We start from the raw sequence: 19,757 nt of genomic DNA, 5'->3' as shown, positions 1-19,757 counted from the left end.
GACGGTGCGGCGCGACGACACCTCGCGGACGGTCGTCTTTCGTCGTGCCCGGCAGACTCCGGCTCGGCGCGGGCAACCCAGCGCCGGTCGTGCGCTCCCCTCCCACCAGGGTTATGGTCGGCTTGATGCTCGAGAATGCTCGACGAGCTGGGCTCGACCGGGTGCGCGGAGTGGGTGGCATCGGGGTCATTCCGCCGGACTGGCGTGCTCGGCTGCGGGAACGACCGGCACGCGGCCTGCGGGCCCTGCTCGATCGGCGCAACGTGCGGGAGATCCTGCGACGGCGGCCCGATCCGCGGGAACTGTGGCGGCGGCGCTCCGAGCTGCGCGACAGGTGGGACAGACGACCCGACCGCGACCGGCTGCTCGCGCTGCTGCGCAAGCATCGGGTGCTGCTGGCCGGGCTCGCGGTGACCGCCGTCGTCGCCGCGGGCGATGCCTCCTTCGCCGGCGCGATCAGCGATCGCACCCCGGATCAGGACCACGTGCAGCGCGTCGCCGTGGCCTATCCGCTGCAGGTGCAGTCCACCCCGCCGTCGGTGCGCCGGTACCTGAACGCCATCGACAACGGTGAACGCCTGCGCGAACAGGCCGTGGTCGCGGCGGCCGCGCGGGCCACGCTGGAACGCGCCAAGGCCGAGGCCGCCGCCGCGGCGGCGGGCGAATGGCAGCCGTGGATGGGCGGCGGCGGCGCGACGACGCTGCCCGGCGTGACCCTGCCCGGTATCGGCGGCTTCTTCCTGCCCGCGCACGGCACCTTCACCTCCGGATTCGGTTCCCGCTGGGGCACTTTCCACGCGGGCATCGACATCGCGGCCCCGATCGGCACCCCGATCTACGCGGTCGCCAACGGCACCGTCATCGACGCGGGCCCGGCCGAGGGCTTCGGACTGTGGGTGCGCATCCGGCACGACGACGGCACCATCACCGTGTACGGCCACATGTACGACTTCTTCGTCTCCCGGGGCGAACGCGTCCCGGCCGGGATGCAGATCGCCCGCGTCGGCAACCGCGGCGACTCCACCGGCCCGCACCTGCACTTCGAGGTCATCATCGGCGGGCAACATGTAGACCCGCAACCGTGGTTGGCCCTACACGGCCTGACCGTCAACTAGGGACGGCGATCCGGTCTTCCACTGCGGCGAGGCCGATGTCGGTGCGGTAGTGGCTGCCCGGCAGTTTGATCGAGGCGATGCGCTCGTACGCGTGCGCACGCGCCTCGGCGAGGTCGGCGCCGACACCGACCACATTGAGCACGCGGCCACCGGCGGAAACCAGCGCACCGTCCTCGCGCTGGGCGGTTCCGGCGTGCAGCACCGCGGCGGAGTCGTCCCCCGCGCCGTCGCCCGCACCGGTGATCACGTCGCCGACGCGCGGGCGGCCCGGGTAGTTCTCGGCGGCGAGCACCACGGTGATCGCGGCGCCGTCGCGCCAACGCGGCGGGTCGACCTGGGCGAGGGCGCCGGTGGCGGTGGCGTTGAGCAGCTCGGCCAGCGGGCTTTCCAGCAGGGCGAGCACGGCCTGGGTTTCGGGATCGCCGAAGCGGCAATTGAATTCGACGACCGCGGGCCCGGCGACCCCCATCGCGAGGCCGGCGTAGAGCAGCCCGGAGAACGCGCTGCCCCGGCGAACCAATTCGGCCGCAACGGGTTTCACCACATCATCGACGATCGCGGTCACCGCCTCGTCGGACAGCCACGGCAGCGGCGTATACGCGCCCATGCCGCCGGTGTTCGGTCCGGTGTCACCGTCGCCGACCCGCTTGTGATCCTGCGCGGGCAGCAGCGGCACCACCGTCTCGCCGTCGACCAGGCAGAACAGCGAAACCTCCGGCCCGTCCAGGAACGACTCCAGCAGCACCGGGTGCCCCTGCTCCAGCAGTTCGGCGCCGTGATCGCGGGCCGCGGAACGGTCGGCGGTGACCACCACGCCCTTGCCCGCGGCGAGACCGTCGTCCTTCACCACCCAGGTCGGCCCGAACCGGCTCAGCGCGGCATCGAGGTCGGCCGGGGTGTCCACGATCTCGCTGTGCGCGGTGCGCACTCCCGCGGCCGCCATCACGTCCTTGGCGAAGGCCTTGGAACCCTCGATCCGCGCGGCCGCGGCGGACGGTCCGAAACAGGCGAACCCGGCCGCCCGTACCGCGTCGGCGACGCCGAGCACCAGCGGCACCTCGGGCCCGATCACCACCAGATCGGCCGCCGACTCGGTGGCCAGCGCGACCACCGCCTCCGCGGAGCACGGATCGACCGGCCTGGTCGTCGCGTGCTGCGCGATACCCGCGTTGCCCGGGGCGGCGACGATCGCGCTGACCGCGGGGTCGCGGCGCAACGCGAGGACGAGGGCATGTTCACGGGCTCCGGAACCGATGACGAGTACGCGCACGGCAGACAGCTTAGGTGAAGGCCCAGGAAGCTCTGCGCTCACTCATGAACAGCGGTCGACCATCGAATATCGGTCTCGCGACATGGATGATGGAAAGGGATGGTTCCGGCATACCTCAGCCGGGCCACGCCACCCACACCGCGCGAAGGATGTGCACACGATGGGTCTGATCGACGGACTGATGGGCAATGCCGGGCGGATCGATCCCGGCCGAGCGCAACAGGAATACGCGAAACTGATGGGCGAGGGCGAACAGATCTACGCCGCATATCTTTTGGTGCGCGATGCCATCCTGTTCACCAACCGGCGCCTGATCCTGGTCGACAAGCAGGGCGTGACCGGCCGCAAGGTCAGCTATCACAGCATCCTCTACCGTGCGATCACCCACTTCTCGGTGGAGACCGCAGGCACCTTCGACCTGGACGCCGAGCTCTGCATCTGGATCTCCGGCAGCCACGAGCCGCTACAGAAACGGTTCAACCGCCAGGTCGACATCTACGAGGTGCAGGGCATCCTGTCGCATTTCACCTCGGCGTAGCCTGCGGGGCATGGCTTCTGTCTTCAGCGCGATCATCGCCGGTCAGCTACCAGGTCGATTCGTTTGGGAGGACGACGAATTCGTCGGTTTCCTCACCATCGCACCGGTCACCCCAGGGCACACCCTCGTGGTGCCCCGCAAGGAAATCGATCAGTGGCAGGACATCGACGCGGACACCTTCGCCCGCCTCAACGTCGTCGCCCAGAAGATCGGCCAGGCCGTGCGCGCCGCCTGGGACGCACCGCGCGCCGGCCTGCTCATCGCCGGCCTAGAGGTCCCCCACCTGCACGTACACGTCTTCCCAGCCTTCACCATGGGCGACTTCGACATCTCCGGCGCCGACACCGACCCCACCCCCGAATCGATGGACGAGGCCCAGGCCAAGATCAAACAGGCCCTGCGCGACCTCGGCTACGGAGCCAACGTCCCGGACTGAACGTCGCTCCGGCCCAAAGCAAAGGGCGGTCGGACCGAAACTCGGTCTGACCACCCTTTTGCAGATGAGCCCCGGCCAGGATTGAACTGACGATCTGGCCGAGTAGCGTCGCTCCTCATGCGCCTATTGATCCTCGAGGACGACTCCGAGCTCGGCCCGGCAATCGCCCGAGGAAGGTGAGGCTCATGTCCACTTTCCGACTCGGCCGCACCTGGAGCCTGCGCGCCACCACTCTGCTGGCAACTCTCACCGTCGCGATCACCGCCTGCGCCCTGCCTGCGAGCAGGAACAGACCTGACGACGAAGGTCCTTCCAGCACAAGGCCGCCCGCGATCCGGGTCAACCAGGCCGGCTACGGGGTCGGCGAGGCCAAACAGGCTTTCGTCATGGGTTCGAGCACGGAATTGAGCCAGGCCGGCTACCGGGTGGTGGACGAACACGGCACCACCCTGACCACCGGCCAGGTCGGCGCCCGCACCGGAACGTGGAGCAGCAAGTACCCCGCGGTCCACCTCGTGGACCTCTCCAGCCTCGACACCCCCGGTAATTACCACGTAGAACTCACCGGCACGGCGTCGGGCAGCTCCCCGACGTTCCGCATCGCGCCCGCCGCGCAGCTGCTCACCCCACTCATCGAGGACAACATCCGTTTCTTCCAGGCCCAGCGCGACGGTACGGACGTGCTCGCGAATGTGCTGCACCGCAAGCCCGCACACCTGGCGGACCGCCAGGCCATCGTGTACGCCACTCCCCGATACAACGAGGAAGGCAACGAGTTGCTCGACGCGGTGCTGACCCCGGTCGGCGGACCCGTCGACGTGTCCGGCGGCTGGTTCGACGCGGGTGACTTCCTGAAATTCACCCACACCACCGCGTACAGCACCGCCGAACTCCTGCTGGCGCTGCGTATCGCACCGCACGCCGCGGGCCTGGCGCAGGAGGCCAACCATGGACTGTCCTGGCTGGACAAGATGTGGGACGACAAGAGCGGCACCCTTTACGCCCAAGTCGGCATCGGCGCCGGCAACGACAACGTCCGCACCGACCACGACATCTGGCGGCTACCCGAGACCGACGACGACCTGACCGTGCGACCGGGCGACCCGGACTACCTGATCAAGAATCGGCCGGTGTTGCGGGCCAACGAGCCCGGCGCACCGATCAGCCCCAACCTGGCCGGACGCGTGGCCGCAGTCTTCGCGCTCGCCGCGCAGAACAGCGCCAACGACGATCCCGCTGCCGCCAAATCCTGGCTGAGCAAAGCGGCTGCTGTCTATGCCAAGGCGAATACCGAGCCCGGCGACGCGTTGATCACCGCTTTCCCGCACAACTTCTACCCCGAGAACTCCTGGCAGGACGATATGGAGTTCGGCGCCACCGAGATGAGCCTGGCCGCAACAGCATTGGCCGACCCCCGCGCCGCCGACTGGAAACAGCAAGCCACCCGCTGGGCGGCACAGTACATTTCCGCCGACACCACAGGCACCCTCGGCGTCGCCGACGTCAGCGCTCTCGCCCACGCCGACCTCCTCACACTCCTGCGCGCAGGCAACGAGAACGGCGAGAACCTGCGGAAAGACCTGCGCCGACAGTTGGACGACGGCATGCGCCGGGCCGCCGAAGATCCCTTCCGGGCAGGGGCGGTGTACACCGACTTCGACTCGGTGCCACACACTTTCGGCCTCGTCGCTACCGCACAGCTGTACCGCAAGGCCACCGGTGACCACAATTACGACGCCTTCGGCGCGCAACAGCGCAGTTGGGCGCTTGGTGCGAACTCCTGGGGCAGCACTTTCATCATCGGTGCGGGCGAGGTCTACCCGCATTGCCCCGAACACCAAGTGGCCAACCTCGCCGGCGCCCTCGACGGCAACGGCGACATCCTGCGCGGCGCCGTCGTGAACGGCCCCAACGCCGCAGACAAACTCGACGAACTCAATACCTTCCCGACCATGAAACGTTGCTCCGCCGATCCCGGTACGCCCTGGACCGATTTCGACGGGCACGAGGCCCGCTTCCTCGACAACGTCGGCGCATGGCAGAGCGTGGAACCCTCGATCGACTTCACCTCAACCGCAATGCTCGCCTTCGCCCTGTCACAAAGCTGAGGTGTGCTGGGCGACGGTTGTTCCAGCCAAGGGCCTCTACTACGCGAACGAGCGCGCCGTTACCGACGCGCTCGTACTGGAGCCCCCTGTCAGGATTGAACTGACGACCTTCGCTTTACAAGAGCGGTGCTCTACCACTGAGCTAAGGAGGCGGGTGTCTTGGAAAAGCGGTTGCCATCATAGCCGGGCACACCGACTGCGTGATACCGGGTTTATGGCATCACGCAGTCGGCGGGTGTCCCGGCGCAGTATTCAGCTACCGCGAGTTCAGGACTGGGCGCCCTGACGGGCCGCGTCGTCGGCGGCCATCGCGTCGCGCAGGCTCTTCGGACGCATGTCGGTCCAGTTCTTTTCGACGTACTCGACGCAGGCAGCGCGGCTGTCTTCGCCGAACACGACCCGCCATCCGGCCGGAACCTCGGCAAAGGCAGGCCACAGGGAATGCTGTTCCTCGTCGTTGACCAGAACGAAGAAGCGGCCGTCTTCATCATCGAAGGGGTTGGTGCTCAATTTCACCTCACTGGATACTGGCGCTATGTACGGGATCGCTCGTGGATCGCCCGGCGCCGGGTCCGACGAACCGAGAGGTTCCACAGACTTGCGCGCCGTTGGAGTCCCGAGCGTTGTTTCGACCCTAGCAAGGGAGACGTTACGCCTGGGCGGTTACCTCTGGCCGCGGAATCTCAGCTCGCGAAGAAGTCGAGCAGAATCTTGTTCACTGTCTCAGGCCGCTCCAGGTAGCCGAAATGACCGGCGTCCGGCACCTCTTGGTAGCGCGCACCGGGGATGACCTCGGCAACTTCCCTGGACAGGTAGGGCGGGATCATCCGGTCGTCGGCGAAGCCGACGGCCAAGCAGGGCACCGTGATCGCGCGGTAGGCCTGCACCCGGTCGAAATCGTGATCCATCCGACGCTGGGCGCGGATGCCCGGAGTCACCGGGCCGCCGGTGAATTCGAACAGATCGAGCCAGTCGCGCGCCGAGTTCGGGTCGGCCAGCGTCGCGGGCGAGAGGTTCATCACCGCGGTCACCGCCGCCTCGTACTTCTCCGGCAGCTTCACCCCGCTGGCGTCGAGGTCGTGCTCGCCGAGCGAGAGTGTTTTCTGGAACTGATCGAGGCGTCCGTGGCCCGCCATGAAGACCGCCTTGCGGACCAGCTCGGGCCGGGCCAGCGCCAGCTCCTGCGCGACCCGCGCACCCATCGAGGTGCCGACCACCAGCGCGGGCCCCTCGCCGAGGAATTCGATCAGTCCGGCGGTATCAGCGACCAGCTGATCGACGGTCATGCCGGACGCGGCCTCGAACGAGGGCGCGATCCCGCGGTTGTCGAAGGTGCACACCCGGTATCCCGCCGCGACCAGCGCGGGCACCTGGTGCAGTTCCCAGACCCGGCCGGGACTGCCGGTGCCCATGATCATGACCACAAGCGGCCCGGAACCCTTGACATCGGTACCCCGCGCACGGTCACCTTTGACCTGGTAGTTGAGGGAAATTCCGTTCACCGTGGCCAGCGGCATATCGACCCTTTCGTGGAGTTGATGCTCCGCCCCACGGTATAGGGGCGGAGGGAGTCGGCACACCGGCCGGGGGCCGGTCTGACGCGGGTGCCACCCGCGCCTGCTGAGGACAGATACCATTGACTATTCGCACGTACGAGCGTAGTGAACCGGGAGGACTTGAAGATGGCCGCGAAGGGCAGCGCGAACGACATCGCGGACGACGATCTGGAACCACTTGCCGACGAAACCGCACGTCAGGCACAGCGCGTTGTCGCGGCCTACGCCGAGGACGCCGACGAGTGCCGGATGCTGTTGTCGATGCTCGGCATCGCACCGAGCGCCCGGGCAGAATAAGCCCAGCCTTTCGACGCCAACGGCGACGTCGACGCACCGGACTCCCCGGGGGACCCAGCGACGCGCAAAGGATGCGTGAGTGCACCAGATGACTTCGTCCGACGACTCCGACCCCGCCCTAGACACGGCACCTGACGACACCACCGCGACGAGCACCGGTCCGGCCGCATCCGGTTCCGGTTTCGTCGTCGTGGCCAACCGGCTGCCGGTCGACCTGGAACGGCTGCCCGACGGCACGACCCGCTGGAAACGCAGTCCGGGCGGTCTGGTCACGGCACTGGAACCGGTGCTGCGCAACAACAAAGGCGCCTGGGTCGGCTGGGCGGGGGTGCCCGACGCGGACGTCGATCCGATCATCGAGGACGGCCTCGAGCTGCATCCGGTGCCGCTGACGGCCGCCGAGGTCGCCGACTACTACGAGGGCTTCTCCAACGGCACGCTGTGGCCGCTGTACCACGATGTGATCGTGCGCCCGGTCTACGACCGCAAGTGGTGGGCCGCCTACGTCACGGTGAACCGGCGTTTCGCCGAGGCGACCGCGAAGGTGGCCGCCGAGGGCGCCACCGTGTGGGTGCAGGACTATCAGCTGCAGCTGGTGCCGAAGATGCTCCGGATGCTGCGTCCCGACCTCACCATCGGTTTCTTCCTGCACATCCCGTTCCCGCCGGTCGAGCTTTTCATGCAGATGCCATGGCGTACCGAGATCGTCGAGGGCCTGCTCGGCGCCGACCTGATCGGTTTCCACCTGCCCGGCGGCGCGCAGAACTTCCTGTACCTGGCCCGCAGGCTGGCCGGACAGCCGACCTCGCGCGGCACTGTCGGTGTCCGCTCCAAGCTCGGCGTGGTGCAGGTCGGCTTCCGCACGGTCCGGGTCGGTGCGTTCCCGATCTCGATCTCCTCGGCCGAACTCGACGAGCATTCCCGGCGCCGCTCCATCCGCGAGCGCGCCGCGAAAATCCGTGCGGAACTGGGCAATCCGAAGAACATCCTGCTCGGCGTCGATCGCCTGGACTACACCAAGGGCATCGACATCCGGCTCAACGCGCTCGAGGAGCTGTTGCTGGAGGAGCGGATCGATCCGTCCGAGACCGTCATGGTCCAGCTCGCCACGCCCAGTCGCGAGCGGGTGGAGAGCTACATCCAGATGCGCGGCGACATCGAGCGCCAGGTCGGCCGGATCAACGGCGAGTTCGCCCAGGTCGGCTACCCGGTGGTGCACTATCTGCATCGGCCCATCCCGCGCGACGAGCTGATCGCCTTCTTCGTGGCGGCCGACGTCATGCTGGTGACGCCATTGCGTGACGGCATGAACCTGGTCGCCAAGGAGTACGTCGCCTGCCACAGCGGCCTCAACGGCGCCCTGGTGCTCAGCGAATTCACCGGTGCCGCAGCCGAATTGCGGCAGTCCTACCTGTGCAACCCGCACGACCTGGACAGCGTCAAGGACGCCATCGTCTCTGCCATCGAGGACGACCGCGACACCAAACGCCGCCGCATGCGCTCGCTGCGCCGCCAGGTCCTCGCACACGACGTGGACCGCTGGGCCCGCGCCTTCCTCGAGGCACTGGCGCAGGGTCAGGTCGCGGGCAGCGCACTGCTGACCGACGACGACACCTACCCGGAGGAGCGGCAGCCGTCACGCTAACCGCGTTCACAGGAATCACCCAGGTTTGGTCCAGCAAGTTCGCAGCCGGATAACGGACTATGAATCCATGAGTGGTGCGCCTGCGGAGCAGGCACCCGAGGCGCGGGTGCTGGTAGTCGACGATGAGCCGATGATCGTGGAGCTGCTCGCGGTGAGCCTGCGCTACCAGGGCTTCGCGGTGGACACGGCCGTCGACGGGGCGCAGGCGCTGGACAAGGCGCGCAGCTTCCGGCCGCAGGCGCTGATCGTCGACGTGATGATGCCCGGCATGGACGGCTTCGGCCTGCTGCGCCGACTACGCGCGGACGGCATCGACTCCCCCGTGTTGTTCCTGACCGCGCGCGACGAGGTGCAGGACAAGATCACCGGCCTCACCCTCGGCGCCGACGACTACGTCACCAAGCCGTTCAGCCTGGAGGAAGTGGTGGCCAGGCTGCGGGTGATCCTGCGCCGCGCCGGGTACGCCGCGCCGCAGCGGGAGAGTTCCCGGCTCCGGTTCGAGGACATCGAACTCGATGACGACACGCACGAGGTGTGGAAGGCAGGCGAGCCGGTCGCGTTGTCGCCCACGGAGTTCACCCTGCTGCGGTACTTCATGGTCAACGCGGGCACGGTACTGAGTAAGCCGCGCATCCTCGATCACGTGTGGCGCTACGACTTCGGCGGCGAGGTCGGCGTGGTCGAGACCTACGTGTCGTATCTGCGCAAGAAGGTCGACACCGGCGACGAGCGCCTCATCCACACCCTGCGCGGCGTCGGCTACGTGATGCGCGCACCGAGTCGCAGCCGGTCGGCTGGAAAATGACGGAGGGCCGGATCGCGGCGCTGCGCGCCAAGACCTCCGGTGTGTTGTCAGCGATCCCCCTGCGGGTGACGCTGATGCTGATTCTGGTCGCCACCGCCGGACTCGGGCTGCTGATCTCCGGCATGGTGGTCACCTCGGGCCTGGAACGCTCGCTGACCGACCGCACCGATCAGCAGCTGCGCAACGGCGCGATCGAATGGTCGCGGCGCCGGGTACCGCCGCCGCCGAGTCTGCCGGGCGACCCGCGGCACACCAGCCAGTTCTATGTCCGCTCGGTGCAGGACGACGGACGGGTCTACGTCATCAAGGCGTTCGGTCTGGATGTCGATCCCGCACTGCCGGATTCGCCGGAGATCGGCCCGATGACGGTGCGCTCGATCGGCGGCGGGCCGATCGAATGGCGGACCCTGACCGTCCGCGTGCCGGACGGCACCACCACGGTGGCGCTGCCGCTCAACCAGAACTTCGACATCGTGCAACGTCTCGTCATGCTGGAACTGGTCGTCGGGCTGATCGTGCTGACCGCGCTGGCCGTCGCCGCGTACTTCGTGATCCGGCGCAGCCTGCGTCCGCTGCTGCGGGTGGAGAACACCGCCGCCGCCATCGCCCGCGGTGACCTGTATCGCCGAGTTCCGGTGCGCGGCAGCAACACCGAGGTCGACCGGCTGTCTCGTTCGCTGAACGGCATGCTCACCCAGATCCAGCAGGCGTTCGCGAAAACCGAGGCGTCCGAGGCCGCGGCCAGGCGGTCGGAGGCGAAGATGCGCCAGTTCGTCGCCGACGCCAGCCACGAATTGCGCACCCCGCTCACCACCATCCGCGGCTTCGCCGAGCTCTACCGCCAGGGCGCGACCACCGAACCCGATTTGTTCATGGACCGCATCGAACGCGAATCCCAGCGGATGGGCATCCTGGTCGAGGACCTGCTGATGCTGGCCAGGCTGGACGCTCAGCGCCCGCTGGAGCAGGGCCAGGTCGATCTGCTCGCCGTGGCCAGCGACGCCGTGCACAGCGCGCGGGCGATGGCCGCCGCCGAGCATCCGAACGGCGCGAGCCGCCGCATCGAACTCGAAATCGAAACCGGTGAAGGCACTTTGGAGGTCACCGGCGACGAGACCCGGCTGCGCCAGGTGCTGGCCAACCTGCTCAACAACGCGCTCACACACACCCCGCCGGACGCCTCGGTCGCGGTCCGCCTCACGCCCACCGCCGACGAGGTCCTGCTCGAGGTCGCCGACACCGGCCCCGGCCTGCCCGCCGACGAGGCCGACCGCATCTTCGAACGCTTCTACCGCACCGACAATTCGCGCGCCCGCACCAGCGGCGGCACCGGGCTCGGGCTATCCATCGTGCAGGCGCTGGTCAGCGCGCATGGCGGCACCGTCGATGTGCGCAGCACCGAGGGTGTCGGCACCACCTTCACCGTCCGGCTGCCGCGCGAAACCACTGCGTGACAGCAGTTTTCAGCTAGACCGGGGTGACCTGATCGACCAGCCAGCGGTCGCCGTCCTTCTCCACCGTGGCCCGCACCCGGCTACCCGTGGTGGTGCCCTCCGGTGAATCCTTGCTGGTGGTCACCTGATTGAGGAACAGCAGCACGACCACCCGCGACTTGTCGCCGGAGACGACACCGCCCGCCTGGGTGGTCGCCTTCACGTTGAGCTGTTTTTCCTTGGCGCCCGGGGCGATTGCCTGCTCGATGAGCTTCAGGTAGTCGTCCTTGAACTTCGGCGAGAGGTTGTCGGCCGCCTTCGGCAGTTCCTTGTCCACCGTCTGGAAGTCGTAGGTGAACATGGCCGAGACGGTCCGGCTCGCGGCGGTCACCGCGTCCTTACGCGCCTGCTCGGCCTGGTTGTCGTTCCAGATCCGGTATCCGCTGACACCGAGCACCACCACCGCCGCGAGGGCGAGCACGCTCAGGGTGGCCAGAAAGATCTTGCCGCGCTTGGTCATTCCACGAAGTGTCATCCGACGAACTCCACCTTCGAAACCGTCATGCCGGAGTCGCCGCGACTCACGGTGACCCGGAACCGGTAGAACCGCGTCTGCTCACCCTGCTGGCCCGCGTTGGTGAGCGACTGCTTGGCTGCGACCAGCACCGACGCGGAATCGTCGCTGTCGCTTTCCAGCGCCGCGTCGATGATCTCGCCGTTGGAGACCACCTTGGCCTGCTGCACGATATTCATGAACGGGTCGACCCGCCCGTCGAATTCGTTCTTGAACTGGCCGGAGGCCACCGAGAGGATCCGGTCGATATCGGCCTTGGCGGAATCGGCGCGGATGGTGGTCAGGTTGAGGATGGCCTGCCGGGCGGTCTGCTCGTATTCGCCGCGACGCTCGTCGCGGGCGTCGATCGAACGCACCTTCATTCCGGCGAAGCCCGCGCCGACCAGCAGCGCGAGCACCAGCACCGCGGCCGCGACGGCGCCGATGGTGCGCCATGCACCGCGCGCGGTCCGCTCGGGTTCGGCGTCCTGCGCGTCGGTGGGCACGCCCTTCGCAAGGTCGACGACGGTGCTGTCGGCGACAACGGCGTCGACAGGTGCCGCCTCCTTCGCCGCCGGGGCGGAAGCCGTGACACCGGACGTGTTCTCGGCGTCGGCGGCAGTCTTGTCCTGACTGCCCAGCGCCGCGGCCCGAGCCGTGAACGCGGCGGTGTCGGCCTTCGCGACCGGAACCGACGTCACAGCGGGGCTCGCCGTCTCGTCCGCCGGCGGACCCACCGAACGCACCGCGCGTCGCCGCGTCCGGTGCTGATCTGCGTTTTCACTACTCATCGTTGCTGCTCCTCGAGCATCGCCTGCCAGCTCGACGGTACCGTGCCAGAACCGCCCGGTCCGATATCGCCCTGCCGGTAGGTGCGGCCGTCCGGGCCGATGTACTGGCCGGTGGACGGGTCATAGGATCTCGCGGCAGCGGGCGTGCCGGTGCCGTACGCGGCGGGTGCCACCTGTGTCGAGCCCGGCGCGACCGGCGTGGACGCGGGCGCTACCGGGCGCGGCGGACCGAACGCGGGGTTGTCCCCTTGCGGGACATAACCGGTCCGGCAGAGCTCGGGTGTCGGCGCTCGCACGCCGGGGAATTCCGCGCACGGCGTGTTGCGGATGCCACGCACGTCGACCGGCGAGTCCTGCGGCACTTTGCAGTAGAGGCCGGGCGGTGAGGGGATCGAATCCAGCTCGCTCGGCGAGCGTCGTTCGTTGGGCGGCAGGAATCCGGTCGTGCAGGCGGGCGGGTCGTTGACCACCACCATGAAGTCGACCATGGCGCCGTATTCCACCGGTCCGCGGATGATCGTCCGCAGCGCCGCGATCAGCGGCGGGAAGACCACCAGGAGTTGTTCCAGCCCAGCGTGATACGTGACGCCGACCTGCCCGGTGCTGACCAGGTTGGTCAACAGCAGCGGCAGCGTCGGGCGCAGCGATTCGAACTGCGCGCTGACCCGCCGCATCGCCGACGGCCCGTCGCGCAGCACATTGCGCAGCGACGGATCGTGTGCGCGCAGCTGGTCGGTGACGGTGGCCAGGTCGCTGGTCCACGATCGGATGGCCGCGTCGGACTGGATCTGGGTGTCCAGCAGTGGTCCGATCTGATCCAGCAGCTTCTTCGTCGGTTCCGCGCTGTTCTGGGCCTCCTGCACCAGCAGCGAGGCCGAGTCGATGAACCGCTGCAGGTCCGGACCCGCGCCGTTGAACGCCTTGAACGCCTCGTCGATCACCTGCCGCAGCCGGGTGTCGGCGACACTGGACAGCAGCCGGTCGGACTGGTCGAGCAGCGAGCCGACGTCCTGCGGAAGTTTGGTGCGCCCCACCGGGATCACCGCGCCGTCGGCCAGGTTGCCGCCCACGGGGTGGTCGGCCGGAATCAGGTCGACGTACTGCTCGCCGACCGCGGAGACGCTGCGCACCCACGCGTTCACGTCCGAGGGCACCTTGTAGTCGCTGTCGATGGACAGCTTCGCCTCGACCCCGCTCGACGTGAGCCGAACATCCTGCACCACACCGACATTCGTGCCGCGATAGGCCACATTGGCGGTCGGGTAGAGCCCACCGGTCGCCTCCAGCTGCACCGTGACGTCGTAGCGGCCGATGCCGAACATCGCGGGCACCTTCACATACACCCCGCCCATGATCACCAGGCCGATCACCGTGAGCACGGCGAAGATCGACAGCTGGACGCGGACGAATCGGGTGAGCGTCATCGGCCCGGACCCCCTTGTGGCGCAGTGTTTCCCGGCAGCGGCACGGTCAGCCCGGGAATGGCGGGCAGACCGGGAATCGGCGGCAGGCCGGGAATGGTCGGCGTGGGCTGGGCGCCGGGAGCGGGCCCCGGTTGCAGCGGTCCGGTCGCCGGATTACCGCTCTGCGTCGCGGTGTCGGGCGCGAAACTGCCGATCACACCCTCGACGCCGCCGAATCGGCCGCCGAGCGGCGTGCCGGTCAACCAGTTGCTGTCCAGGCGTTTTCCGGTGAGGTCGACGGTGATGAACAGGTTCAGGTAGTCGCCCATGATCGCTTTGTCGAGGTTCTTCATCGGGAACGGGAAGGTCGGGATGATCTTCAGCGACTCGATGAGGTTGGACCCCGTGTCGGCCAGCGTCTGCAGCACCGGGGCGAGGCTGCGCAGATTGGCCTTCAGGTTGTCGCCGCTGCTGGCGATGAGCCGATCGGTCACGTCGCTGAGGTCACCGAGCGCGTTGATCGTGGCGGTGATGTTCTTGGTGCGGTCGGCGAGCACGGTGAGCGCGGGGTGGATGCGCTCGATGGCGGCGGCGACCACGTCGCGCTGCTGGGCCAGTTGGCCGCCGAGCCGGTCCAGTCCGCTCATCGCCGCGATGATGTCGTTGCGCTGCTTGTCCAGGTTGGTGGTCAGCTCGTTGAGTTGCGGCAGCAGATCGCGGATATCGTTGGCCCGCCCGTTGAGCGCGGAATTCAGTTCGCGGGTAATCGTTTCCAGCTGCGAGATGCCACCGCCGTTGAGCACCACCGACAGTGACGAGAGCACCTGCTCGGTCGTCGGATAGGCACCCGCCCGCGCCAGCGGTATCAGGTCGCCGTCCTTCAACTGTCCTTGCGGCACCGCATCACTCGGCGGGGCCAGCTCGACGTGGTTGCTGCCGAGCAGACTGGTCTGCCCGATCTTGGCGACGGCATTGGCGGGTAGTCGAACGCTGGGATTCAACGTGACGGTGACCAGCGCGTGCCAGCCCTCCACCTCGATATTCGACACGGTTCCGACGGTCACGTCGTCGACCCGAACCGGCGAGTTCCTGGTCAGCGTGGTCACATTCGGCATCTGGATGCGCACCTTGTACGCGCCGTCCATGGTGCCCTCGGTGCCCGGCATGGGCAGCGAGTTCAGTCCGTCCCACTCGCAGCCCGAGATGCCAAGGGCCACCGCAAGACCCACCACCAGCATGGCCATCCGGCGCGGCCGCCTCATCGCCCTCCTCCTGGAATAGCCAGTCCGGTAAGGCCGTTCGGCACGGTCACCGGAGCCGGTCCGGGCGCCGGCGCCGGCGGTGCGGTCTGCCCGGCCAGGCTCGGCGGGCTGTAGGTCAGCTGGTTCGGGAACGCGTGCACGCCGGTGGCCGGATTCAGCATGATCGGCGCGTAATTCATGGCGAGCGAGCTGATTACCGGCGCGAGGTACTGCGCGCACAGATCGGCGGAGCGATCCGAGTCATTGGTTTCCAGCGCCCGCACCGAGCCGCAGAGGAAGCCGAGCGGATCGGCCGTGTTGTTGAGCGAGACCGCGCCGGCCAGCGTGCCCTGGGCAGGCTTGTAGATCTGATAGAAGTTCACCAGCGCCGTCGGCCCGGAATGCAGTACTCGTTCGAGCTCGGGCCGCTTGTCCACCAGTTGCTGGGTGACATCGGCCAGCCGCTGCACGCCCTCGGTGAGTTCGGCGCCGCTGCCGTCGAGGAATCGCTTCACGTCGCCGAGCGCGGTATCCAGATTGTCCAGTCCCGCACCGAGTTCCTGCGAAGTACCCGCGAGCACCGAGGACACCGACGCGAGCCTGCCGCCGAACTGCACGATCTGCTCGTTGCTCGCCGACAGCACGTCGACGAACTTCTGCAGATTACGAATGGTGCCGAACAGATCGGTTCGCCCGTCCGACAAGGTATTCAGGGTCGCGGACAGCTCGCGCAACGTGTCGCGCAGCTTCTGCCCGTTGCCGTCCATATTGTCGGCGGCGGTGTTGACGAAGCGCCCGAACGAGCCCTGCGCGTCGTCCCCGACCGGACCGAGAGTCGTTGACAGCTTGGACAGTTCGGCCTTGATGTCGTCCCACTCCACCGGCACTGCGGTGTGCTCGAGCGGAATCTCCGCGCCGCTACGCATTTTCGGGCCGCTGACGTAGGCGGGCGCCACCTGGATGAACCGCGCCGATACCAGCGACGGCGAAATGATCACCGCGCGTGCGTCGGCGGGCAGGTCGATCCCGCGATCGACGGTCATCTTGACCTTCACCCGGTCCTTGCCGGGCTCGATCGAGTCGATCCGGCCGACGCTGACGCCGAGCACCCGGACCTCGTCGCCCTGGTACAGCCCCGACGTCGACGGGAAATACGCGGTGATCGAGGTCTTCCCGATCCGGCTCACGCCGGTGTACACCCCGGCCAGCACCAGCACGGCGACCAGCCCACCGGCGACCAGCAGCGCCCAGCGCGGCAACTTGCGAGCTCTGTCCAGCATGTTCATCGCGGTGGCTCCTGAATGGCGGGCCCGATCGACGGCGGTGCCGGGTTGGTGAAGATATTGCGCAGGTCCTCGGGCAGATGCTCCGGCCACACCAGCGCGTCGACCAGCGGCTGCAACTCGGTGCTGGTGGCATTGACGACGTAGGCGTTGAACCACGGCCCGTTGCCGACCTGCTCGCCGAGCGCCGCGGCGTACGGACCGAGGCTGTCGAGCGCGTCGGAGATGTTCTGCTTGTTGCGCTGCAGCAGGCCGAGCACCGAATTCAGTTTGTCCAGTGCGGGTTTGAGGATCGGCTCGTTGTCCGAGACCAGGCCGGACAGCTGCTTGGCCACCTCGTTGACGTAGACGATCAGCTGCCCGATCGCGGCGCGGCGCCGGTCCAGCTCGCCGAGCAGGTTGTTGCCGTCCAGCAGCAGCGCGTTGATCTGGTTGCTCCGGTCGGCCAGGATCTTGGTGACGTTCTGTGCCCTGGTCAGCAGCTCGGACAGGGCCTGGTCGCGGGCATTGATGCTGCGCGACAAGGCGGTTACGCCGTCCAGCGCCGCGCGCAGCGGCGCCGGGGTGTCGGCGAAGGTGGCCGAGAGCGTGTCCAGGGTCTTGTCCACCTGATCCATATCCAGCCCCTGCACCGTGCGGCCGAGGTCGCCGAGCGCGTCGTTGAGCGAGTACGGGGACGTGGTGCGGTCCAACGGAATCGGGTCGGTGCGCCGCAGCGTGCCCGATCCGGTCGGGGTCAGCTCGAGCGACTTGCGGCCGAGCACGGTGTTGGTCTTGATCGCGGCAGAAGTCTTCTGGCCCAGCACGATCGACTCGTCGAGGGTGAAGCGAACCAGCACCTTGGCGCCGTCCAAGCGCACGTCGTCCACCTCGCCGGACCGCACACCGGCCACCTGGACCGCGTCGCCGGGCAGCAGGCCGCCCGCGTCCGCGAAGTACGCGGTGTAGGTCGCGCCGCCGTGGATGAACGGTAACCGGCCGAACTGCAAGGCGGACAGGGCAACACACGCCGCGACAACCAACCCGACGATGCCGATGGTGACGGCGCGTGATCGCTCGTTCATCAGGGCGTGCACCTTCCGGTCGTCTGCTTACCCGGCAGGTTGACCTGCATCGGCTGCCCGTTCGGGCCGTCCACGACCAAATTGGTCCCGCAGACGTAGAGCTGCAGGAACGAGCCGTAGGCGCCGATGCGGATCAGCTTCTTGTAGGTGTCGGGCAACTTGTCGAGCACCCACTGCAGGGTGTCCGAGCCGTTGTCGAGATTGGTGGACAGCCGCCCTGTCTGCTCGATGGTCGACCGCAGGTCCGGCCGGGCCGTCTGCAGCAGTCCGGTGAGGTCGCGGGTCGCGCCCGCGATGCGGGGCAGCGCGTCACCGATCGGGTCCCGGTCGGCGGCCAAACCGCTGACCAGCCGCTGCAATTCGTCGAGCGTGGTGGCGAACTGGTCGCCACGCTGATCGATGGTCGCCAGCACCGTGTTCAGATTGTTGATCACATTGCCGATCAGCTCGTCGCGATCGGCGAGGGTCTTGGCGAACGAGCCACCGCTGTTGAGCAGCGACACCAGGGTGCCGCCCTGGCCCTGGAAGATCTGCAGCAGCGCGCCGGTCAGATCGTTCACCTGGGCCGGGTCCAGACCGCGCAGCAGCGGCCGGAACCCGCCGAGCAGCATGTCCAGGTCCAGCGCGGGTGCCGTCTTGTCCTTGTCGATGGTGCCGCCGTCGGGCAGCACCTCGTTCGTGCCAGGCCCCTCCAGCAGCTCCAGATACCGGTCACCGACCAGGTTTTCGTAACGAACGGTGGCGCGGGTGCTGGTCAGCAGCCGGTACTTGCGGTCGACGTCGAACTCGACGTGCGCGAGATGGTCCTTGCCCACCTTCACCGAAGAGACCGAGCCGACCGGGACACCGGCGATGCGCACCTTCGAGCCGGGCAACATCCCCGACGAACTGGTGAACACGGCGTGATAGCCGTACTCCCTGGCGAAGCGCATCTGGCTGAACACGATCACCAGACCGGCGAACACCAGCGCCATCACCAGCGTGAAGATCAGCAGTTTGACCGTCGTGGCGGTGTTCTTCACAGCGAGCCCACCCCCGGCAGCCCGGCGAACAACAGCTGGAACACCTTCGGTGCTTCATTGGGCTTGGTGAAACCCGTGTTCGGCACGTACGGAGCTCCCTGGTTCGTGTCGGTGACGACGTAACCCGCATGGCTGTCCGGCACCCGATCGACCACGCCCTCGCAGTGCGGGCCGCCGGTCGCGTTCACCTTCGGCAGGTCGTCCGGATACTTGTAGGGCTGCGCGCCGAACATGAAGTTGGTGTTCATCCCGATGCCGGGCAGCTTGCCGCCGAACACCTCCTCGGCCAGCGGCATCATCGGGCCGAGGCCGTTGATGATGCAGCTGAGCGCGGGAGCGTATTCGAAGAGCAGGCTCGTGGTCGGCCGGAGCAGATCCAGCGCGGTGCTGAAGTTGGCCTCGTTCTCGCGCAACACCGATCCGGTGGTGTCGGCCAAGCCGATCAGGTTGGCCAGCACGTCGTCCAGGCTCTGCTGCTCGTCGACCAGCGTCTGGCTGGTGACGGTGGCGTTGTCGACGGTGCGCAACAGGTCGGGCACGGTGTCGGCGTACAGGTTGGTGACGTCGCCCGTCTTCACCAGATCCTGTTGCAGCGTGGGCAGATACGGGTTGATGTCGCGCAGGTAGGCGTCGCTGCGGGCGAGCAGGTCGCCCAGCTTCTCGCCGCGGCCCTGCAGCGCCGTGCCGAGCGCGGACAGCGTCGCGTTCAGCTTCTCCGGCTGCACCTTGGCCAGCACGTCGGACAGGTGCTGGAACAGCGTGTTGAATTCGACGGTCACGTGCTGCGCGGTCACCCGCGCGCCCGGCTGCAACGAGGCCGACGAAGGCTGTTGCGGCACGGTGAAGTTCACGTACTTCGCGCCGAAGACGGTGGTGGAGCGGATATCGACGCCCGCGTTGGCCGGAACCAGCTTCAGCTGTCCGGGATTGAGCGCGAGCTTCAGGCTGGCGCCGTCGGCGGTCTGATCGATCGAGACCACCCGCCCGATCTCCACCCCGCGCACCTTCACCTTGGCGTCCGGGTCGAGCACCAGCCCGGCGCGCGGCGCGTCGATCGTCACGGTGGCCGTCGAGGTGAACCCGCCGACGAACATCACCAACGCGACGGCGACGATCGCGACCAGCGCGAGCACCATCGCGGCACCGGCCAACTTGTATCCCACTGCTGCGCGCACTTTGTTCGAATCCGCCATATCG

19 protein-coding genes and 1 tRNA gene are annotated in these 19,757 nt (G+C 67.8%); 8 read left to right on the top strand and 12 right to left on the bottom strand.

The genetic code is table 11. From position 1 onward, the window contains the following. Positions 1-125: 125 nt before the first annotated feature. On the top strand, positions 126-1,115 hold the full coding sequence (locus tag ACFWF1_RS20925; protein WP_379282098.1) for a M23 family metallopeptidase: 990 nt from the start codon (positions 126-128) through the stop codon (positions 1,113-1,115). Here ACFWF1_RS20925 and purD read toward each other — a convergent pair. Continuing rightward, positions 1,108-2,385, bottom strand: coding sequence for a phosphoribosylamine--glycine ligase (gene purD / locus ACFWF1_RS20920; RefSeq protein ID WP_379282096.1), 1,278 nt, complete (start codon positions 2,383-2,385; stop codon positions 1,108-1,110). The two genes, ACFWF1_RS20925 and purD, sit on opposite strands and share 8 nt — an antisense overlap. 160 nt (positions 2,386-2,545) lie before the next feature. On the opposite strand from purD, the gene ACFWF1_RS20915 reads away from it, so the two are divergent. The 3 genes from ACFWF1_RS20915 to ACFWF1_RS20905 all read left to right on the top strand — a co-directional run bounded on the left by ACFWF1_RS20915 (position 2,546) and on the right by ACFWF1_RS20905 (position 5,467). After that, positions 2,546-2,923: a PH domain-containing protein gene (locus ACFWF1_RS20915; RefSeq protein ID WP_379282095.1), complete on the top strand. Its 378-nt coding sequence runs from the start codon at positions 2,546-2,548 to the stop codon at positions 2,921-2,923. 10 nt (positions 2,924-2,933) lie between these two features. After that, entirely contained in the window at positions 2,934-3,359 is a 426-nt protein-coding gene (locus ACFWF1_RS20910; RefSeq protein WP_357379601.1) for an HIT family protein, read from the top strand. Between the two features lie 185 nt (positions 3,360-3,544). Then, the gene (locus ACFWF1_RS20905; protein WP_379282094.1) at positions 3,545-5,467 is read left to right on the top strand and encodes a glycoside hydrolase family 9 protein; all 1,923 of its coding nucleotides are present in this window, start codon (positions 3,545-3,547) and stop codon (positions 5,465-5,467) included. Between the two features lie 77 nt (positions 5,468-5,544). Here ACFWF1_RS20905 and ACFWF1_RS20900 read toward each other — a convergent pair. The 3 genes from ACFWF1_RS20900 to ACFWF1_RS20890 all read right to left on the bottom strand — a co-directional run bounded on the left by ACFWF1_RS20900 (position 5,545) and on the right by ACFWF1_RS20890 (position 6,984). Then, positions 5,545-5,619, bottom strand: a tRNA-Thr gene (locus ACFWF1_RS20900). A 115-nt stretch (positions 5,620-5,734) separates the two neighbouring features. Then, entirely contained in the window at positions 5,735-5,977 is a 243-nt protein-coding gene (locus tag ACFWF1_RS20895; protein WP_011207082.1) for an MbtH family protein, read from the bottom strand. 173 nt (positions 5,978-6,150) lie between these two features. Continuing rightward, the gene (locus ACFWF1_RS20890) at positions 6,151-6,984 is read right to left on the bottom strand and encodes an alpha/beta fold hydrolase (protein WP_379282092.1); all 834 of its coding nucleotides are present in this window, start codon (positions 6,982-6,984) and stop codon (positions 6,151-6,153) included. A gap of 144 nt (positions 6,985-7,128) precedes the next feature. Between ACFWF1_RS20890 and ACFWF1_RS20885 the strand changes: the two genes are divergently transcribed. From ACFWF1_RS20885 to ACFWF1_RS20870, 4 genes are all read left to right on the top strand, one after another. Continuing rightward, positions 7,129-7,320 (top strand): hypothetical protein, encoded by a 192-nt coding sequence (locus tag ACFWF1_RS20885; protein WP_150403824.1) that lies wholly within the window; start codon positions 7,129-7,131, stop codon positions 7,318-7,320. A gap of 88 nt (positions 7,321-7,408) precedes the next feature. After that, positions 7,409-8,965, top strand: coding sequence for a trehalose-6-phosphate synthase (locus ACFWF1_RS20880; RefSeq protein WP_379282328.1), 1,557 nt, complete (start codon positions 7,409-7,411; stop codon positions 8,963-8,965). A gap of 67 nt (positions 8,966-9,032) precedes the next feature. Continuing rightward, positions 9,033-9,770, top strand: coding sequence for a response regulator transcription factor (locus ACFWF1_RS20875; protein ID WP_379282091.1), 738 nt, complete (start codon positions 9,033-9,035; stop codon positions 9,768-9,770). Next, the gene (locus ACFWF1_RS20870) at positions 9,767-11,224 is read left to right on the top strand and encodes a sensor histidine kinase (RefSeq protein WP_379282090.1); all 1,458 of its coding nucleotides are present in this window, start codon (positions 9,767-9,769) and stop codon (positions 11,222-11,224) included. The genes ACFWF1_RS20875 and ACFWF1_RS20870 overlap by 4 nt, the downstream gene beginning before the upstream one ends. Before the next feature lie 13 nt (positions 11,225-11,237). Here ACFWF1_RS20870 and ACFWF1_RS20865 read toward each other — a convergent pair whose 3' ends face one another. The 8 genes from ACFWF1_RS20865 to ACFWF1_RS20830 are packed head-to-tail and all read right to left on the bottom strand — an operon-like array spanning position 11,238 to position 19,753. Then, complete coding sequence (locus tag ACFWF1_RS20865) at positions 11,238-11,738, bottom strand: h domain protein (RefSeq protein ID WP_379282089.1); 501 nt, start codon at positions 11,736-11,738, stop codon at positions 11,238-11,240. Then, positions 11,735-12,547, bottom strand: coding sequence for a hypothetical protein (locus tag ACFWF1_RS20860; RefSeq protein ID WP_379282088.1), 813 nt, complete (start codon positions 12,545-12,547; stop codon positions 11,735-11,737). The genes ACFWF1_RS20865 and ACFWF1_RS20860 overlap by 4 nt, the downstream gene beginning before the upstream one ends. After that, complete coding sequence (locus tag ACFWF1_RS20855) at positions 12,544-13,971, bottom strand: MCE family protein (protein ID WP_379282087.1); 1,428 nt, start codon at positions 13,969-13,971, stop codon at positions 12,544-12,546. The genes ACFWF1_RS20860 and ACFWF1_RS20855 overlap by 4 nt, the downstream gene beginning before the upstream one ends. Then, entirely contained in the window at positions 13,968-15,212 is a 1,245-nt protein-coding gene (locus ACFWF1_RS20850) for an MCE family protein (RefSeq protein ID WP_379282086.1), read from the bottom strand. The genes ACFWF1_RS20855 and ACFWF1_RS20850 overlap by 4 nt, the downstream gene beginning before the upstream one ends. Beyond that, positions 15,209-16,477, bottom strand: a complete 1,269-nt coding sequence (locus ACFWF1_RS20845) for an MCE family protein (RefSeq protein WP_379282085.1) — start codon at positions 16,475-16,477, stop codon at positions 15,209-15,211. The genes ACFWF1_RS20850 and ACFWF1_RS20845 overlap by 4 nt, the downstream gene beginning before the upstream one ends. Next, a complete protein-coding gene (locus ACFWF1_RS20840; RefSeq protein ID WP_379282084.1) occupies positions 16,474-17,538 on the bottom strand; it encodes an MCE family protein in 1,065 nt (354 codons plus the stop codon). The genes ACFWF1_RS20845 and ACFWF1_RS20840 overlap by 4 nt, the downstream gene beginning before the upstream one ends. Next, positions 17,538-18,560 carry an MCE family protein gene (locus ACFWF1_RS20835; RefSeq protein WP_357379626.1) on the bottom strand — a complete coding sequence of 341 codons (1,023 nt, stop codon included), beginning with the start codon at positions 18,558-18,560 and terminating at the stop codon, positions 17,538-17,540. Before ACFWF1_RS20835 ends, ACFWF1_RS20840 begins: the two co-directional genes overlap by 1 nt. Continuing rightward, a complete protein-coding gene (locus tag ACFWF1_RS20830; protein WP_379282083.1) occupies positions 18,557-19,753 on the bottom strand; it encodes an MCE family protein in 1,197 nt (398 codons plus the stop codon). The genes ACFWF1_RS20835 and ACFWF1_RS20830 overlap by 4 nt, the downstream gene beginning before the upstream one ends. Positions 19,754-19,757 lie beyond the last annotated feature (4 nt).

The sequence above is a fragment of the Nocardia sp. NPDC060255 genome (assembly GCF_042727395.1).
Classification (GTDB): Bacteria; Actinomycetota; Actinomycetes; order Mycobacteriales; family Mycobacteriaceae; genus Nocardia.
Note: the sequence above shows the minus strand (reverse complement) of the source record. Positions and strands in the feature narration are given on the sequence as shown.

Coding starts and splice junctions, on each gene's coding strand:
- ACFWF1_RS20840 (WP_379282084.1), bottom strand. CDS start 17,538: ATGAACGAGCGATCACGCGCCGTCACCATCGGCATCGTCGGGTTGGTT.
- ACFWF1_RS20860 (WP_379282088.1), bottom strand. CDS start 12,547: ATGAGTAGTGAAAACGCAGATCAGCACCGGACGCGGCGACGCGCGGTG.
- ACFWF1_RS20830 (WP_379282083.1), bottom strand. CDS start 19,753: ATGGCGGATTCGAACAAAGTGCGCGCAGCAGTGGGATACAAGTTGGCC.
- ACFWF1_RS20890 (WP_379282092.1), bottom strand. CDS start 6,984: ATGCCGCTGGCCACGGTGAACGGAATTTCCCTCAACTACCAGGTCAAA.
- ACFWF1_RS20880 (WP_379282328.1), top strand. CDS start 7,409: ATGACTTCGTCCGACGACTCCGACCCCGCCCTAGACACGGCACCTGAC.
- ACFWF1_RS20845 (WP_379282085.1), bottom strand. CDS start 16,477: ATGAACATGCTGGACAGAGCTCGCAAGTTGCCGCGCTGGGCGCTGCTG.
- ACFWF1_RS20925 (WP_379282098.1), top strand. CDS start 126: ATGCTCGAGAATGCTCGACGAGCTGGGCTCGACCGGGTGCGCGGAGTG.
- ACFWF1_RS20865 (WP_379282089.1), bottom strand. CDS start 11,738: ATGACACTTCGTGGAATGACCAAGCGCGGCAAGATCTTTCTGGCCACC.
- ACFWF1_RS20850 (WP_379282086.1), bottom strand. CDS start 15,212: ATGAGGCGGCCGCGCCGGATGGCCATGCTGGTGGTGGGTCTTGCGGTG.
- ACFWF1_RS20855 (WP_379282087.1), bottom strand. CDS start 13,971: ATGACGCTCACCCGATTCGTCCGCGTCCAGCTGTCGATCTTCGCCGTG.
- ACFWF1_RS20870 (WP_379282090.1), top strand. CDS start 9,767: ATGACGGAGGGCCGGATCGCGGCGCTGCGCGCCAAGACCTCCGGTGTG.
- ACFWF1_RS20910 (WP_357379601.1), top strand. CDS start 2,934: ATGGCTTCTGTCTTCAGCGCGATCATCGCCGGTCAGCTACCAGGTCGA.
- ACFWF1_RS20905 (WP_379282094.1), top strand. CDS start 3,545: ATGTCCACTTTCCGACTCGGCCGCACCTGGAGCCTGCGCGCCACCACT.
- ACFWF1_RS20875 (WP_379282091.1), top strand. CDS start 9,033: ATGAGTGGTGCGCCTGCGGAGCAGGCACCCGAGGCGCGGGTGCTGGTA.
- ACFWF1_RS20915 (WP_379282095.1), top strand. CDS start 2,546: ATGGGTCTGATCGACGGACTGATGGGCAATGCCGGGCGGATCGATCCC.